General features: G+C 69.4%; 15 protein-coding genes. 9 read left to right on the forward strand and 6 right to left on the reverse strand.

Annotated features, from left to right (window positions below):
• The first annotated feature begins 1 nt into the window (after position 1).
• From secF to ACGFU7_RS14145, 3 genes are all read left to right on the forward strand, one after another.
• The gene (gene secF / locus ACGFU7_RS14135; RefSeq protein WP_393695479.1) at positions 2 to 1,105 is read left to right on the forward strand and encodes a protein translocase subunit SecF; all 1,104 of its coding nucleotides are present in this window, start codon (positions 2 to 4) and stop codon (positions 1,103 to 1,105) included.
• Complete coding sequence (locus tag ACGFU7_RS14140; RefSeq protein ID WP_393695481.1) at positions 1,102 to 1,656, forward strand: adenine phosphoribosyltransferase; 555 nt, start codon at positions 1,102 to 1,104, stop codon at positions 1,654 to 1,656. The genes secF and ACGFU7_RS14140 overlap by 4 nt, the downstream gene beginning before the upstream one ends.
• 169 nt (positions 1,657 to 1,825) lie before the next feature.
• Positions 1,826 to 4,399 carry a RelA/SpoT family protein gene (locus ACGFU7_RS14145; protein ID WP_393695482.1) on the forward strand — a complete coding sequence of 858 codons (2,574 nt, stop codon included), beginning with the start codon at positions 1,826 to 1,828 and terminating at the stop codon, positions 4,397 to 4,399.
• A gap of 85 nt (positions 4,400 to 4,484) precedes the next feature.
• Here ACGFU7_RS14145 and ACGFU7_RS14150 read toward each other — a convergent pair whose 3' ends face one another.
• Together ACGFU7_RS14150 and ACGFU7_RS14155 are read right to left on the reverse strand one after the other, a co-directional pair.
• Positions 4,485 to 5,714, reverse strand: a complete 1,230-nt coding sequence (locus ACGFU7_RS14150) for a DUF349 domain-containing protein (RefSeq protein ID WP_393695484.1) — start codon at positions 5,712 to 5,714, stop codon at positions 4,485 to 4,487.
• 203 nt (positions 5,715 to 5,917) lie between these two features.
• Positions 5,918 to 6,700: a peptidylprolyl isomerase gene (locus ACGFU7_RS14155; protein ID WP_393695486.1), complete on the reverse strand. Its 783-nt coding sequence runs from the start codon at positions 6,698 to 6,700 to the stop codon at positions 5,918 to 5,920.
• Positions 6,701 to 6,849: 149 nt separating this feature from the next.
• On the opposite strand from ACGFU7_RS14155, the gene ACGFU7_RS14160 reads away from it, so the two are divergent.
• The gene (locus ACGFU7_RS14160) at positions 6,850 to 7,536 is read left to right on the forward strand and encodes an MBL fold metallo-hydrolase (protein WP_393695488.1); all 687 of its coding nucleotides are present in this window, start codon (positions 6,850 to 6,852) and stop codon (positions 7,534 to 7,536) included.
• A gap of 13 nt (positions 7,537 to 7,549) precedes the next feature.
• On the forward strand, positions 7,550 to 8,812 hold the full coding sequence (hisS, locus tag ACGFU7_RS14165) for a histidine--tRNA ligase (RefSeq protein ID WP_393695490.1): 1,263 nt from the start codon (positions 7,550 to 7,552) through the stop codon (positions 8,810 to 8,812).
• 77 nt (positions 8,813 to 8,889) lie between these two features.
• Here the strand turns inward: hisS and ACGFU7_RS14170 are convergent, their stop codons facing one another.
• A complete protein-coding gene (locus ACGFU7_RS14170) occupies positions 8,890 to 9,363 on the reverse strand; it encodes an ABC transporter permease (protein WP_393695621.1) in 474 nt (157 codons plus the stop codon).
• Positions 9,264 to 9,953, reverse strand: a complete 690-nt coding sequence (locus ACGFU7_RS14175) for an ABC transporter ATP-binding protein (protein WP_393695492.1) — start codon at positions 9,951 to 9,953, stop codon at positions 9,264 to 9,266. The genes ACGFU7_RS14170 and ACGFU7_RS14175 overlap by 100 nt, the downstream gene beginning before the upstream one ends.
• Positions 9,954 to 10,101: 148 nt before the next feature.
• On the opposite strand from ACGFU7_RS14175, the gene ACGFU7_RS14180 reads away from it, so the two are divergent.
• Positions 10,102 to 10,737 carry a vitamin K epoxide reductase family protein gene (locus tag ACGFU7_RS14180; RefSeq protein WP_383975832.1) on the forward strand — a complete coding sequence of 212 codons (636 nt, stop codon included), beginning with the start codon at positions 10,102 to 10,104 and terminating at the stop codon, positions 10,735 to 10,737.
• 69 nt (positions 10,738 to 10,806) lie between these two features.
• A complete protein-coding gene (locus ACGFU7_RS14185) occupies positions 10,807 to 12,165 on the forward strand; it encodes a replication-associated recombination protein A (protein ID WP_393695494.1) in 1,359 nt (452 codons plus the stop codon).
• Positions 12,166 to 12,193: 28 nt separating this feature from the next.
• Here the strand turns inward: ACGFU7_RS14185 and ACGFU7_RS14190 are convergent, their stop codons facing one another.
• Positions 12,194 to 12,895, reverse strand: a complete 702-nt coding sequence (locus ACGFU7_RS14190) for a DUF2470 domain-containing protein (RefSeq protein WP_393695495.1) — start codon at positions 12,893 to 12,895, stop codon at positions 12,194 to 12,196.
• Between the two features lie 188 nt (positions 12,896 to 13,083).
• On the opposite strand from ACGFU7_RS14190, the gene rpsD reads away from it, so the two are divergent.
• Positions 13,084 to 13,698, forward strand: a complete 615-nt coding sequence (rpsD, locus tag ACGFU7_RS14195) for a 30S ribosomal protein S4 (protein ID WP_389974217.1) — start codon at positions 13,084 to 13,086, stop codon at positions 13,696 to 13,698.
• 17 nt (positions 13,699 to 13,715) lie between these two features.
• Here rpsD and ACGFU7_RS14200 read toward each other — a convergent pair whose 3' ends face one another.
• Positions 13,716 to 15,917 (reverse strand): ATP-binding protein, encoded by a 2,202-nt coding sequence (locus tag ACGFU7_RS14200; protein WP_393695497.1) that lies wholly within the window; start codon positions 15,915 to 15,917, stop codon positions 13,716 to 13,718.
• Positions 15,918 to 16,135: 218 nt separating this feature from the next.
• On the opposite strand from ACGFU7_RS14200, the gene ACGFU7_RS14205 reads away from it, so the two are divergent.
• Entirely contained in the window at positions 16,136 to 16,585 is a 450-nt protein-coding gene (locus tag ACGFU7_RS14205) for a DUF948 domain-containing protein (protein WP_393695499.1), read from the forward strand.
• Positions 16,586 to 16,588 lie beyond the last annotated feature (3 nt).

Here is a 16,588-nt window from a genome sequence, read left to right on the forward strand (position 1 = left end):
GATGTCGCGACTCGGCAGTCTCGGCGCCCGTCTCTACCGCGGCGAGGTCGGCTACGACTTCATCGGCAAGCGCAAGATCTGGTACGGGATCTCGATCCTGATCACCATCACGGCCATCGTCGGCCTGGCGGTCAGCGGCCTGAACATGGGCATCGAGTTCAAGGGCGGCGCGGTCTTCACCACCCCGAAGACAAGCGTCAGCGTCTCCCAGGCGGAGGACTTCGCGACGAAGGCCTCCGGCCACCAGGCGATCGTCCAGAAGCTCGGCAAGGGTGGTCTGCGTATTCAGATCACCGAGGTCGACACCGCGAAGTCCGACCAGATCAAGGACCAGCTCTCCAAGGACCTCAACGTTCCGGCGGAGAACATCGCCGCCGACCTGGTCGGCCCCAGCTGGGGTGAGCAGATCGCCAAGAAGGCCTGGACGGGCCTCGGGATCTTCATGGTCCTCGTGGTGATCTACCTGGCCATCGCCTTCGAGTGGCGCATGGCGATCGCGGCTCTGGTCGCGCTGATCCACGACATCACCATCACGGTCGGCATCTACGCCCTGGTCGGCTTCGAGGTCACCCCGGGCACCGTGATCGGTCTGCTGACCATCCTCGGTTACTCCCTCTACGACACGGTCGTCGTCTTCGACAGCCTCAAGGAGGGCACGAAGGGGATCACCAAGCAGACCCGGTGGACGTACAGCGAGATCGCCAACCGTTCCATCAACGGCACGCTGGTCCGTTCCATCAACACCACCGTCGTCGCCCTGCTGCCGGTCGCCGGTCTGCTGTTCATCGGTGGCGGTGTCCTCGGCGCCGGCATGCTGAACGACATCTCGCTGGCCCTGTTCGTCGGCCTCGCCGCCGGTGCGTACTCCTCGATCTTCATCGCCACTCCGCTGGTTGCCGACCTCAAGGAACGCGAGCCGCAGATGAAGGCCCTGAAGAAGCGGGTACTCGCCAAGCGCTCGGCTGCCGCCGCCAAGGGCGAGTCCGCCGAGGACGAGCCGTCGGACGACGACTTCCCGGAGGACGTCACGCCCGCCGCCGCGGTTGTCGGCCAGCGCCAGCAGCCCCCCAGGGGTCACGGCCGGACCCCGGGGAAGCGTCGATGACCAGCAGCACCACCGAGAGCACCCGCGAGCTCCTGCTCAGCCGGATCCGCGATGTGCCGGACTATCCGAAGCCGGGCGTGATGTTCAAGGACATCACCCCGCTGCTCGCGGACCCGACGGCGTTCGCGGCCCTCACGGAGACCCTCGCGGAACTGTGCGTACGGCACGGCGCCACGAAGATCGTCGGCCTTGAGGCGCGCGGCTTCATCCTGGCAGCCCCGGTCGCGGTCCGGGCCGGGCTCGGCTTCGTACCCGTCCGCAAGGCGGGGAAGCTGCCCGGAGCCACGCTCAGCCAGGCGTACGAGCTGGAGTACGGCACCGCCGAGATCGAGATCCACGCGGAGGATCTGTCCGCCGACGACCGGATCATGGTCATCGACGACATCCTCGCGACCGGTGGCACCGCCGAGGCCTCGCTGGAACTGATCCGGCGGGCCGGTGCCGAGGTCGCGGGCGTCGCGGTCCTCATGGAGCTCGGCTTCCTGCCCGGCCGCGCCCGTCTGGAGCAGGGCCTGCACGGCGCCCCGCTGGAGGTTCTGATCACGGTCTGAGCAGCAGCGGACCGTACGTGGCAACGGCTCATGCGCGAAAGACGGGCACCCGGGAACAAGCGGGTGCCCGTCCCGCGTTGTGAGGGCTCTCACGGTCCCCGGGGGAGGACCGGCCACAGGGTCGATACGATGGCCTTTCCGGGTATCCGGATCCGCATGAGGAGCGCTCTTGCCAGACGAGGCCCAGCCAGTCGCCGCCCCGCAGCCCGACAAGCCGGTGGCGGCCCCAGTCACGCCCGGGAAGAAGCAGGCCTCGGAGAAGCCGAAGCCCCCGGCCCCCGAGCCCGGTACGGGCCCGGAGCGGGCCGACGCCCCGGCGCTGCGGCCCGCGCCCGCTTCGTCCGCCCAGCCGGCCGTCCCCGCCTCCCCGGCCGCGTCCGCGCCGAAGCCCCCGGCGAAGCCCGCTGCGAAGCCGGTCACCCCGGCCGCTTCCACGACCCGCTCCGGCGGCTCCTCCAACCGGGTACGGGCCAGGCTCGCCCGCCTCGGTGGGCAGCGCTCCAGCCCGTACAACCCGGTGCTCGAACCGCTGCTGCGCATCGTCCGCAGCAACGACACCAAGATCGAGACCGCCACGCTGCGCCAGATCGAGCGCGCCTACCAGGTCGCCGAGCGCTGGCACCGCGGCCAGAAGCGCAAGAGCGGCGACCCGTACATCACGCACCCGCTCGCCGTCACGACGATCCTCGCCGAGCTGGGCATGGACCCGGCGACGCTGATGGCCGGACTGCTGCACGACACGGTCGAGGACACCGAGTACGGCCTGGACACCCTGCGCCGGGACTTCGGCGACCAGGTCGCCCTGCTCGTCGACGGTGTCACCAAGCTGGACAAGGTCAAGTTCGGCGAGGCCGCACAGGCCGAGACCGTACGCAAGATGGTCGTCGCCATGGCCAAGGACCCCAGGGTCCTCGTCATCAAGCTCGCCGACCGGCTGCACAACATGCGCACCATGCGCTACCTCAAGCGGGAGAAGCAGGAGAAGAAGGCCCGCGAGACGCTTGAGATCTACGCCCCCCTGGCACACCGCCTGGGCATGAACACCATCAAGTGGGAGCTGGAGGACCTCGCCTTCGCGATCCTCTACCCCAAGATGTACGACGAGATCGTCCGCCTCGTCGCCGAGCGGGCCCCCAAGCGCGACGAATACCTCGCCATAGTGACCGACGAGGTCCAGGCCGATCTGCGCGCCGCCCGGATCAAGGCCACCGTCACCGGCAGGCCGAAGCACTACTACAGCGTCTACCAGAAGATGATCGTGCGGGGCCGGGACTTCGCCGAGATCTACGACCTGGTGGGCATTCGGGTCCTCGTCGACACCGTCCGCGACTGTTACGCGGCGCTCGGCACCGTCCACGCGCGATGGAATCCGGTCCCCGGCCGGTTCAAGGACTACATCGCGATGCCCAAGTTCAACATGTACCAGTCGCTGCACACCACGGTGATCGGTCCCAGCGGCAAGCCCGTCGAGCTGCAGATCCGTACGTTCGACATGCACCGCCGCGCCGAGTACGGCATCGCCGCGCACTGGAAGTACAAGCAGGAGGCCGTCGCGGGCGCCTCCAAGGTGCGCACCGACGTACCCAAGAACACCGGCCGCGGCCAGGACACCGTCAACGACATGGCGTGGCTGCGCCAGCTCCTGGACTGGCAGAAGGAGACCGAGGACCCCAGCGAATTCCTGGAGTCGCTGCGTTTCGACCTCTCCCGCAACGAGGTCTTCGTCTTCACGCCCAAGGGCGACGTCATAGCGCTCCCCGCGGGTGCGACGTCGGTCGACTTCGCGTACGCCGTGCACACGGAGGTCGGCCACCGGACCATAGGGGCACGGGTCAACGGGCGGCTCGTACCGCTCGAATCGACTCTCGACAACGGCGACCTGGTGGAGGTCTTCACCTCCAAGGCGGCCGGAGCCGGGCCCTCCCGGGACTGGCTGGGCTTCGTCAAGTCGCCCCGCGCCCGCAACAAGATCCGCGCCTGGTTCTCCAAGGAGCGCCGCGACGAGGCGATCGAGCAGGGCAAGGACGCCATCGCGCGCGCCATGCGCAAGCAGAATCTGCCGATCCAGCGCATCCTGACCGGGGACTCCCTGGTCACCCTCGCCCATGAGATGCGCTACCCCGACATCTCGTCGCTGTACGCGGCGATCGGCGAGGGCCATGTGGCCGCGGCCGGTGTCGTACAGAAGCTGGTCCAGGCGCTCGGCGGCGAGGACGCCGCCAACGAGGACCTCGCGGAGAGCTCGCCGCCCTCGCGCAGCCGCGGCAAGCGCCGCTCCAACGCCGACCCCGGTGTCGTCGTCAAGGGTGTCGAGGACGTCTGGGTCAAACTGGCCCGGTGTTGTACGCCCGTCCCCGGCGACCCGATCATCGGCTTCGTCACCCGCGGCAGCGGTGTCTCCGTGCACCGCGCCGACTGCGTCAACGTCGACTCGTTGTCGCAGCAGCCGGAACGGATCCTGGAGGTCGAGTGGGCGCCCACCCAGTCCTCGGTCTTCCTGGTCGCCATCCAGGTCGAGGCCCTGGACCGGTCGCGGCTGCTCTCGGACGTCACCCGCGTCCTGTCCGACCAGCACGTCAACATCCTGTCGGCGGCCGTCCAGACCTCCCGGGACCGGGTGGCCACCTCGCGCTTCACCTTCGAGATGGGCGACCCGAAGCACCTCGGACACGTGCTGAAGGCGGTACGGGGCGTGGAGGGCGTCTACGACGTCTACCGCGTCACCTCGGCCCGCAGGCCCTGACCGACGGACTCCGCGCATACGAGAGGCCCCCTGTACACGTCCCTCGGGACGTGTACAGGGGGCCTTGTCACAGCGGCGGGTGCTGCTAGCCGCCGAACTCCTCCAGGCCCTTCAGCGCCTGGTCCAGCAGCGCCTGCCGGCCTTCGAGCTCCCTGGCCAGCTTGTCGGCCCGGGCGTTGTTGCCCGAGGCGCGGGCCGTGTCGATCTGCGTACGCAGCTTGTCCACGGCCGCCTGCAGCTGACCGGTCAGACCCGCGGCGCGCGCACGCGCCTCCGGGTTCGTCCGGCGCCACTCCGACTCCTCGGCCTCCTGGAGCGCCCGCTCCACCGTGTGCATCCGCCCCTCGACCTTCGGGCGGGCGTCACGCGGCACATGGCCGATGGCCTCCCAGCGCTCGTTGATGGCCCGGAACGCGGCCCTGGCCGCCTTCAGGTCCTGCACCGGCACCAGCTTCTCGGCCTCGACCGCGAGCTCCTCCTTGAGCTTGAGGTTCTCGCCCTGCTCCGCGTCCCGCTCGGCGAAGACCTCGCTGCGGGCGGCGAAGAAGACGTCCTGAGCGCCGCGGAACCGGTTCCACAGATCGTCCTCGGCCTCGCGCTGGGCGCGGCCCGCCGCCTTCCACTCCGTCATCAGGTCGCGATAGCGGGCGGCCGTCGTTCCCCAGTCCGTGGAGCCGGTGAGCGACTCGGCCTCGACGACCAGCTTCTCCTTGGCCTTGCGGGCCTCCTCGCGCTGGGCGTCCAGCGAGGCGAAGTGGGCCTTGCGGCGCTTGGAGAACGCCGAGCGGGCGTGCGAGAAACGGTGCCACAGCTCGTCGTCGGACTTGCGGTCGAGGCGCGGCAGACCCTTCCACGTGTCGACGAGCGCACGGAGCCGCTCGCCCGCGGAGCGCCACTGCTCGCTCTGCGCCAGCTCCTCGGCCTCAACGACCAGTGCCTCCTTGGCGTGCTTCGCCTCGTCGGTCTGCTTCGCCTTCTGGGCCTTGCGCTCCTCGCGCCGCGAGTCGACCGTCGCGACCAGCGCGTCGAGTCGCCCCCGCAGCGCTTCGAGGTCACCGACGGCGTGATGCTCGTCCACCTGCAGACGCAGATGCTCGATGGCGGTCGTGGCGTCCTTGGCCGACAGGTCGGTGGTCTTCACCCGCCGTTCGAGGAGGCCGATCTCGACCACAATGCCCTCGTACTTGCGCTCGAAGTAGGCCAGAGCCTCCTCGGGGGAACCCGCCTGCCACGATCCGACGACCTGCTCGCCATCGGCTGTACGCACGTACACGGTGCCTGTCTCATCGACACGGCCCCACGGGTCGCTGCTCACAGCGCCTCCTCCACCTGATGCCTGCGAGAGGGTTCGCCCCCCTGGCATCGTCCACAGTTTCCTGGGGCGGGCAGCGCCCGCCCTGCACAACGCCAATCTAGGCGACCGGCCGCCCGGCTGTCCGCACTCAGCGCGGCCGAAAATAATCCGGCCCGCCCTTCGTCGTCACCACCGGCCGGCCCGGTCCGGCCGCCCCGGCCGCGTCACGACTTGTCGACAGCGGCCTTCGAGATGTTCACGGCCTTCTTCGGCGCACCGTCAGCCGCACCGCCGGCCACACCCGCCGCGCCGATGTCCTTGACCGCCTTCAGCGAGGCATCGTCCATCGTGCCGAACGGGGTGTAGCTGGGCGGCAGTTTGCTGTCCTTGTACACCAGGAAGAACTGGCTGCCACCGGTGTGCGCCTGGCCGGTGTTCGCCATCGCCACCGTGCCCGCCGGATACGTCACCGTGCCGTCCTTGCCCGCCTTGCCCAGCGCGGTCAGGTTCTCGTCCGGGATCGTGTAGCCGGGGCCGCCCGTGCCGTCGCCCTTGGGGTCACCGCACTGCAGGACGGAAATGCCCTGCGTGGTCAGCCGGTGACACTTCGTACCGTCGAAGAAGCCCTTGTCGGCCAGCGACTTGAAGGAGTTCGTGGTGTGCGGGGTCTTCGCCGCGTCCATCTCGAACGCGATGTCGCCCTGGCTCGTCTTGAGCGACATCGTGTACTTCGCCTTTTTGTCGATCTTCAGCGCGGGCTCGGGCGCGCTGCTCTCGCTCGCCGACGGCGAGGCCGATGGGCTCGCGGCCGCATCGCTCTTGTCCTTCTTGCCGTCGCCGTCGAGGGCGAGATACGAGCCCACCCCGACGATCGCCGCCACGGCCACCACGGACGCGATGACGACCGTCAGACGCCTCGTCCTGCGGCGGGTCTCCTCCCGGCGCTGCTGCTGCCGCTCGAACTTCTCCCTGGCGAGCTGCCGCCGCCGCTGATCGCTGCTGACCACCGGGTGATCTCCTTGTAGGTCGTGTGATGAGGCCTGGGCTGCCCCGTACCGTATATGGGTTAGCTGTGGAATGAGGAGCGCCGGTAGGCTCTGAACTGCCGCGGCCTTCTCAGTCGCAATCCATCGTCGGACGACCATTAAGGACGATCGTGCTCATTGCCGGGTTCCCCGCCGGGGCCTGGGGGACCAACTGTTACCTGGTCGCCCCGGCCGCAGGCGAGGAGTGCGTGATCATCGACCCGGGCCATCAGGCCGCATCCGGAGTCGAGGAAGCGCTGAAGAAGCATCGGCTGAAGCCCGTCGCCGTCGTACTGACTCATGGCCACATCGACCATGTCGCCTCGGTCGTCCCGGTGTGCGGCGCGCACGACGTCCCTGCCTGGATCCACCCGGAGGACCGGTACATGATGAGCGACCCGGAGAAGGCCCTCGGCCGCTCCATCGGGATGCCGCTCATGGGCGAGCTGACGGTGGGGGAGCCGGACGACGTCAAGGAGCTGAGCGACGGCGCCCAGCTGTTGCTGGCCGGTCTGGAATTCGGTGTCGCGCATGCGCCCGGCCATACCAAGGGGTCGGTGACGTTCAGGATGCCCGAGGCCGCGGATGTTCCGCAGATCCTCTTCTCGGGCGACCTGCTCTTCGCCGGCTCCGTCGGACGCACCGACCTGCCCGGCGGCGACCACGCCGAGCTGCTCGAGTCGCTGGCCCGTGTGTGCCTGCCGCTCGACGACTCGACCGTGGTGCTGTCCGGCCACGGCCCCCAGACGACCATCGGCCGCGAGCGCGCCTCGAATCCGTATCTGCACGGTATGGACGCGCCCCGACGAGGAATGTGACGAGAGAAATTCCGTGAGCACCTTCAAGGCCCCCAAGGGCACGTACGACCTGACCCCGCCCGACTCCGCGAAGTACCTCGCGGTGCGCGAGGCGATCGCCGAACCCCTGAAGAACTCCGGCTACGGCTACATCGAGACGCCCGGCTTCGAGGACGTCGCCCTCTTCTCGCGCGGTGTCGGTGAGTCCACCGACATCGTGACCAAGGAGATGTACACCCTCACCACCAAGGGCGGCTCCCAGCTGGCGCTGCGCCCCGAGGGCACCGCGTCCGTGCTGCGCGCCGCGCTGGAGGCCAACCTCCACAAGCTCGGCAACCTGCCCGTGAAGCTCTGGTACTCCGGCTCGTACTACCGCTACGAGCGCCCGCAGAAGGGCCGCTACCGGCACTTCTCGCAGGTCGGTGCCGAGGCGATCGGCGCCGAGGATCCGGCGCTGGACGCCGAGCTGATCATCCTGGCCGACCAGGCGTACCGCACGCTGGGCCTGCGGAACTTCCGCATCCTGCTCAACTCGCTGGGCGACAAGGAGTGTCGCCCCGTCTACCGGGACGCGCTCCAGGGCTTCCTGCGCGAGCTCGACCTGGACGAGGAGACCCGTCGCCGCATCGAGATCAACCCGCTCCGGGTCCTCGACGACAAGCGGCCCGAGGTGCAGAAGCAGCTGACCGGCGCCCCGGTGCTGCGCGACTACCTGTGCGACGCCTGCAAGGCGTACCACGAGGAGGTGCGCGACCTGCTCTCCGCGGCAGGTGTGGTGTACGAGGACGACGAGAAGCTGGTCCGCGGCCTCGACTACTACACCCGCACCACCTTCGAGTTCGTCCACGACGGACTCGGCTCGCAGTCCGCGGTGGGCGGCGGCGGCCGCTACGACGGCCTGTCCGAGATGATCGGCGGTCCGGCGCTCCCGTCGGTCGGCTGGGCGCTCGGCGTGGACCGTACGGTGCTCGCGCTGGAGGCGGAGGGCATCGAGCTCGAACTGCCCGCGGCCACCAGCGTCTTCGCGGTACCGCTCGGCGAGGAGGCCCGGCGGGTGCTCTTCGGGATCGTCACGCAGTTGCGCCGCGAGGGTGTGGCGGCGGACTTCGCGTACGGAAACCGAGGCCTCAAGGGTGCGATGAAGAGCGCGAACCGGTCGGGGGCGCGGTTCACGATCGTCGCGGGCGAGCGGGACCTGGCCGAGGGCGTCGTCCAGCTCAAGGACATGGAGTCCGGCGAGCAGACGGCGCTGCCCCTGCCGGACGTGGCCGAGGCGATCCGCGGTCGCCTGGCCTAGAGCCTCCCGACTGCCGGGCGGGCCGGAACGCCGGCCCGCCCGGCAGTCGGGAGCGCAGGGCTCACGGGCCCACTCGCTCAGCCGTCGCGCCGGTCCTTCCAGCGGAAGGTCAGCAGGCACGGCACAAGACCACCTGCGCACCAGGCGCCCAGCACCAGCGCGACCTTCCCGTACTCCCAGCTCCCCGCCTGCTCGATCACGGCCGCCGACTGGGGCAGGAACACTCCGCGGAAGCCCTGGCACATCCACTTCAGCGGGAACAGCGCGCCGACGTTCAGCATCCGGTCGGGCAGCCCGTCGACCGGAATGCAGACACCGGAGATGAACTGCAGGACGAGGAAGGGCAGGACGACCACCGAGGTCGCACTCCGCCCCGGCCTCGGCACGTTGCTGATCGCCATACCCAGCAGCGCGCAGGCAGCGACCCCCAGAAGGAAGATCCACCCGAAGGTCAGCCACTTGAGGGCGCTCGTCGGCAGATCGACGTCGTACAGCGCGGTGCCGAACAGCAGCAGGACCGCTGCCTCCAGCAGACCGGTGACCAGCTCCAGCCAGACCTTGCCGAGGAAGTACGCGGCCGGGGGCGTGGGTGCCGGACTGCTCGCGCAGCGCGGCGGGTTCGCCCTCTCCCGGAACCGTCGGCGGGCCCCGGGTCGAAACCCGTGGTCGGTTCGTCGAGCAGCAGGAGTTCGGGGGAGCCGATCACGCCGAGCGCCACATCGAGACGGCGCCGCCGGCCGCCCGGGAGCTGCTTGATACGGGCGCCGGCCTTCTGCTCCAGCCCCACCAGCGCGATGACGTCCTTGCAGTCGCGCGGCCTCGGGCAGTAGCGGGCGAAGTGAGTCACCGTCTCGCGCACCGTCAACTCGGCGGGCGCGGATTCATCCTGCCAGGCGACTCCGACCCGGGAACGCCAACGGCGGTCGGCGGAAGCCGGGTCCATGCCGAGCACCGAAACGGTCCCTTCGTCGTGGCTGCGACGGCCGTGCAGGATTTCCACGGTCGTGCTCTTCCCGGCCCCGTTCGGCCCGAGGATTTTGAACACCTCGCCCTGCCGGATCCCCAGGTCCAGGCCGTCGACCGCGGTCACTTCGCCGTAGCGCTTGCGCAGGCCGCGTACCGCCACCGCAAGTTCGGTCATGGTTCAGAGCGTCTCGTGGACCCACGTGTTCCGTACCGTCCGTGCGCGGAGCTTTGCGTGCACCTTTATGTCCATCGAACGGAAGGCCGGCGGTGCGGTGCGGCACAATGACCGTGCCCAGCAGGCCACTCACTGATGGAACGGCGATATGACGACTGCAGCGGTTGACCATCCCTCCTCCGACCAGGACGAGGACGGCGGGAAGAGGACCATCGGCGGCAGTCGGGCGTTCGCACTGCTGCTGGTGATCACGGGCGCCGCCGGACTCCTCGCCGCCTGGGTCATCACCATCGACAAGTTCAAGTTGCTGGAAGACCCCAACTTCACACCGGGCTGCAGTCTCAATCCGGTCGTCGCATGCGGCAACATCATGAAGAGCGAGCAGGCGGCCGCCTTCGGCTTCCCGAACCCGATGCTCGGTCTGGTCACCTACTCCGTGATCATCGGCATCGGCCTGGCGCTGCTCGCGGGCGCCCGCTTCCGCAGCTGGTACTGGCTCGGGATGAACGCCGGCACGCTGTTCGGCGTCGGCTTCTGTACCTGGCTCCAGTACCAGTCGCTCTACAACATCAATTCGCTCTGTCTGTGGTGCTGCCTGGCCTGGGTCGCCACGATCTTCATGTTCTGCTACGTCACCACGCACAACATCAAGCACCGGATCCTGCCCGCGCCGAACTGGCTGCGCAACGGACTGACGGAGTTCCACTGGGTGCCGCCGGTCCTGTGGGTCGGCATCATCGGCATGCTGATCCTGACCCGCTGGTGGGACTTCTGGACCAGCTGACCGGCCCGCCGCTCCTGCCGGGCGACCGGCCCGGCAGGGATGTCAGTGCCGTGACATAGGCTTCAAAACGTGGAGCCCGACCTCTTTACCGCAGCAGCCGAAGATCGCCAGGAGAAGGACCCGTCCAGCAGCCCACTGGCTGTCCGGATGCGCCCGCGCACCCTTGACGAGGTCGCCGGCCAACAGCATCTGCTCAAGCCGGGCTCGCCGCTGCGCCGCCTCGTCGGCGAGGGGAACGGCGGGCCGGCGGGCCCGTCGTCGGTGATCCTCTGGGGCCCGCCCGGCATCGGGAAGACGACTCTGGCGTACGTGGTCAGCAAGGCCACCAACAAGCGCTTCGTCGAGCTCTCCGCGATCACCGCGGGCGTCAAGGAAGTGCGGGCCGTCATCGAGGGCGCCCGCCGCGCCACCGGCGGCTACGGCAAGGAGACCGTCCTCTTCCTCGACGAGATCCACCGCTTCTCCAAGGCGCAGCAGGACTCGCTGCTCCCGGCCGTGGAGAACCGCTGGGTGACGCTCATCGCCGCGACCACCGAGAATCCGTACTTCTCGATCATCTCGCCGCTGCTGTCGCGCTCGCTGCTGCTCACCCTGGAATCCCTCACCGACGACGATCTGCGCGGCCTGCTGCAGCGTGCCCTGACCGACGAGCGCGGACTCGGCGGCGCGGTGGCGCTGCAGGGGGACGCCGAGGCGCACCTGCTGCGCATCGCGGGCGGCGACGCCCGCCGGGCGCTCACGGCGCTGGAGGCCGCGGCCGGTGCGGCGCTGGCCAAGCAGGAGAAGGAGATCACCCTCCTGACTCTGGAGGAGACCGTCGACCGCGCGGCCGTCAAGTACGACCGGGACGGCGACCAGCACTACGACGTGGCGAGTGCGCTCATCAAGTCGATCCGCGGCTCCGATGTGGATGCCGCGCTGCACTATCTGGCCCGGATGATCGAGGCGGGGGAGGACCCCCGGTTCATCGCCCGGCGGCTGATGATCTCGGCCAGCGAGGACATCGGTCTCGCCGACCCCACGGCGCTGCCCACCGCCGTCGCGGCCGCCCAGGCGGTTGCCATGATCGGTTTCCCTGAGGCGGCGCTCACCCTGAGCCATGCCACGATCGCCCTGGCCCTCGCCCCCAAGTCCAATGCGGCGACGCTGGCGATCTTCGCCGCCCAGGAGGACGTACGGAAGGGACTCGCGGGCCCCGTCCCGGCCCATCTGCGCGACGGCCACTACAAGGGCGCCGCCAAGCTGGGCCACGCCCAGGGCTATGTGTATCCGCATGATGTCCCCGGCGGTATCGCCGCCCAGCAGTACGCCCCGGACGCCGTACGCGACAAGCACTACTACCAGCCCACGCGCTACGGCGCGGAGGCGCGCTACGCGGATGTGGTGGAACGGGTCCGCGAGCGGCTCGCAGGCCCGTCCGCCGACTGAGGGGGACGCGCGGGGGCCGTTCCCCCGTTCAGTGCGCGGCCGCCTCGAAGAGCGTGTGCATGGCGTGGCGCAGCTCGCCGATGTCCCGCACGGGCTCGGGGAATTCGAAGCGTGCGTCGAAGCACTGCCCGTGGTCCTCGCAGAAGCGCACCCGCAGCCCGTACCGGTCCAGCGCGAGCGGTACGACGGAGGGCCGGTGGGCTGCGCAGCGACGGGCCGAACGCTCGCCCAGCAGCCCGCACAGCGTGCCCAGCTGTTCGCCGTGTGCCGCGTGCAGATGCTGCAGCAGCTCCGCCTCGTGTCCGACGAGCGGATCGGGGGCCGCGTCCCGGAATCCGTCGGGCTCGACCTCCTCGGCGCCCCACAGATCGTCGACGTACGCCTCGCCCGTCTCCAGCCGAAGCGTCATCCGGCCGGGCCCCGACAAGCCGGGTACGGTGGTGAGCCAGCCCGAGACCCAGGCGCGGCCGCGGATGCGGTGCGGCACGGAGACCGGGGCGACGTCCGTGATCTCCAGCACAGCGGTCAGCTCGTCGTCCTCGGCGTGCGTCGCGGCCCGTACCGCCGGGGAATCAGCGGGGAGTTCGAGGAACAGATCCCCGTCGGGGCCCACGCTCCTGGTCAACGGCATCAGCTGATCGGAGCCGGGCGCGTTCAGCCCGGGGATGAGCAGTACCGATGAACAGGTACTCTGTACGAGAGTTCGTGTGCGCTCGGCTGCTGACGGCATCCGTGTGTTTTCAAGCCCGCTGGGACGCGGCTGACCACGATCTGATCGGTCCTCCGTCGTATCGACGCCCTCAGGTGCGTCGACGCTGTCAGTGCTGTCCGTGACGTGTGTGGTGTTCCCAGGGCGAGACATGCGATCTCCTTGAGTAAGGTGAGCCTAACCTAACCTACAACGGAGGTCTGGAGAACGTGCCTAATCAGTCGCGTCCCAAGGTCAAGAAGAGCCGCGCGCTCGGCATTGCGCTGACGCCGAAGGCCGTCAAGTACTTCGAGGCCCGCCCCTACCCGCCGGGCGAGCACGGCCGTGGCCGCAAGCAGAACTCGGACTACAAGGTCCGTCTGCTCGAGAAGCAGCGTCTGCGCGCGCAGTACGACATCAGCGAGCGCCAGATGGCGCGTGCCTACGACCGTGCCAAGAAGGCCGAGGGCAAGACGGGCGAGGCTCTCGTCGTCGAGCTCGAGCGCCGCCTCGACGCGCTGGTTCTGCGTTCGGGCATCGCCAAGACCATCTACCAGGCCCGCCAGATGGTCGTCCACGGTCACATCGAGGTCGACGGCCGCAAGGTCGACAAGCCGTCCTTCCGTGTCCGTCCCGACAACATCGTGATGGTCCGCGAGCGCAGCCGCGACAAGCACCCCTTCCAGGTTGCCAGCCAGGGTGGTTACGACACCGACGGTGAGACCCCGCGCTACCTGCAGGTGAACCTGAAGGCCCTGGCCTTCCGCCTTGACCGGGACCCGAACCGCAAGGAAATCCCCGTGATCTGCGACGAGCAGCTCGTCGTCGAGTACTACGCCCGCTGATCCAGGCGTAGCCGCTCTCACCAGCGCTCAGGCCCGCCCCTCCCCGATGTACGGGAGGCGGCGGGCCTGAGCGTTTTCCCGGGGCCCGGCAGGGGACCGGGCAGTCGCCCCGGCGTCCCCGGCCGGTCCGTGGGCCCGCTCGCCAGCGCCCTGGCCACCGCCGCGTCCAGATCCAGCCGGCCGCCCGCACGCAGCGCCGATTCATAGGGGCCGTCGCCCAGCTCCCGGCGGGCCAGCTCCTCGCACCGGGCACGCGGTTGCCCGTAGTACGCCGAACCGAACAGTGGCAGCCCCACCGACGGCCAGATCCGGTCGGCGGCCCCCTGCAGCACCGCCGCCTCCGCGGCGTCCCCCTCGACTGCCGTGACCAGTGCCAGCAGCTCCAGGACGAGCACCGAGCCGAGCAGGTCGTGGAAGGCATGGCCGATCGCCAGGGACTTCCCGAGCAGCTCCCGGGCCCGGGCCGGCCGGCCCCGTTGCAGCGCCGCGAAGGCCAGCACATACAGCGCGTACGAGAGGGCCCACCGCTCCCCGTGGTCCTCGCAGATCTCCTGGACCTCCTCGCAGATCGCGGCCGCGCCGTCCAGATCTCCGTGGAACCCGACCGCCATCGCCAGCTCGATCTGGGCCATCAGCACATTGCTGTTCAGCTCGCCGAGCTCCCGGTAGCGGCCGAGCGCGTCGTCCAGCAGTTCCTGCGCCCTGACCATGTCGTCCGTGACGAGCGCCAGACACCCCATCCGGTGCACCGCGTACGCGAGCGCCGTCGAGTCATCGGCCCGGTCGGCCTCGTCCCGGCACTCCTGCAGCGCGGAGATCGCACCGACCGGATCGCCCTGCAGCACGGCCACATGTCCGAGCACCCACAGCGCCTTCAGTCGCGAGGAGTCGTACGGTGTCTCCTCCTCCAGCACATGGTCCAGCCAGTGCCGGCCCTCCGAGAGGCGTCCGCAGCCCACCCAGAGGAACCAGAGGGTGCCCGCCAGATACTGCGCGAGATGCGCCTCGCCCGGGCTCTCCAGCGAACACTCCATCGCCTGCCGCAGATTCGGCAGCTCGCTCTCCACCCGCGCGGCCACCTCACCCTGCCGCGGGCTGAACCAGTCGAGCTCGCACCAGGTCGCAAGACCCAGGAACCAGTCCCGGTGGCGGCGTCGCAGCCGGTCCGTGTCACCGGTGGCCGCCAGCCACTCGGCCCCGTACTCCCGGACCGTGTCCAGCATCCGGTAGCGGGTGCCGGCCGGCGAGTCCTCGCGCACGACGACGGACTGTGTCAGCAGCCCGGAGAGCACATCGAGCACCGACTCGGCCGGCAGATCGACGCCGCTGCAGATGTATTCGACGGCCTCCAGATCGAACTGCCCGGCGAACACCGAGAGCCGCGCCCACAGCAGCCGCTGCTCCGGAGCGCAGAGTTCATGACTCCAGCCGATGGCCGTACGAAGCGTCTGATGGCGCGCCGGCGCACTCCGGCTGGAGCCGGTCAGCAGCCGGAAGCGGTCGTCCAGGCGCTGCAGCACCTGCTCGGTGGAGAGGGCGCGCAGCCGTCCGGCGGCCAGTTCCAGCGCGAGCGGGATCCCGTCCAGCCGGCGGCACAGCTCCCGCGCGGTCGCGCGATTGTGGTCGGTCAGCCGGAACTCCGGCCGCACCGCGGCGGCCCGCTCCGCGAAGAGCAGCATCGCGTCCTCGTCCGTCATCGGCGCGAGCGGGAACGTGAGCTCGCCGTCCAGCTCGAGGGGCAGCCGCCCGGCGGCCAGCACCCGCAGCTGCGGGGCCCGGCGCAGCAGTTCCCGTACCAGCTCGGCGCAGGCGTCCACGAGATGCTCGAAGCCGTCGATCACCAGGAGGAGTTGGCACCCGGCAAGATGTTCGAGGAGTGTCGTGCGGGGCGGTCTGCTGGTGTGATCGGTGAGTCCCAGGGCGTCGACCAGTGCGTGTTCCAGCAGCCCGGGATCGTGGATGGCGGACAGCTCCGCCATCCAGACCCCGTCGCAGTACCGTTTCTCCATGAGTGTCGCGATCTTCGTGGCGCAGCGGGTCTTGCCCACCCCGCCCACCCCGACCACGGTGACGAGCCTCGACTCGTTCAGCAGTTGACCGAGATCGGTCAGTTCGTCCTCCCGCCCCACGAATCTGTTCAGTTCCGCCGGGAGATTGCCGGGGGCGGCGGAGATACTCGGATCGCGGGGGGATGGAAAGGGGCGCTGGGGGCGTCGCATGAAACACGCAGAGTACTGGCACGGAAGCTCTCCGTACAATCTCCTTATGCCAACTGCGGTCCTTGCCGCCGGTAATGCGGTACAGGGCGCGACCACCGGCGCGATAGGCTCGGGAGACGACGATCGGCTGTTGCAGCAACGGTCGCCGGACCGAGCAGAGACAGACAGTACAGAGACAGCGACAAGCTAGAGAGCGGTGCACTGTGTCCGGTGGAGAGGTGGCCGGGATCCTGGTGGCCGTCTTCTGGGCGATCCTGGTTTCGTTCCTCGCCGTCGTACTGGTGAGGCTGGCCCAGACGCTCAGAGCGACCACCAAGCTCGTGGCGGACGTGACCGAGCAGGCGGTCCCGCTGCTTGCCGACGCCTCCGCCACCGTGCGTTCCGCGCAGACCCAGCTCGACAAGGTCGACGCGATCGCGACGGACGTCCAGGAAGTCACCTCGAACGCCTCGGCGCTCTCCACCACTGTCGCCTCCACATTCGGCGGCCCGCTCGTCAAGGTCGCCGCGTTCGGTTACGGGGTACGGCAGGCCATCGGCCGCAAGACCAACCCGGAACCGGAACCTGCCCGTCGGCCGGACCGTCGCGCAGTGATCGTCGGCCGCACCGTGCCGTCCGCGCGCGGCAGGAAGCGCAACGGCAGAAACTCCCGCGGATCGAAGGACTGACGC

This window comes from Streptomyces sp. NPDC048473 (assembly GCF_043200155.1).
Classification (GTDB): Bacteria; Actinomycetota; Actinomycetes; order Streptomycetales; family Streptomycetaceae; genus Streptomyces.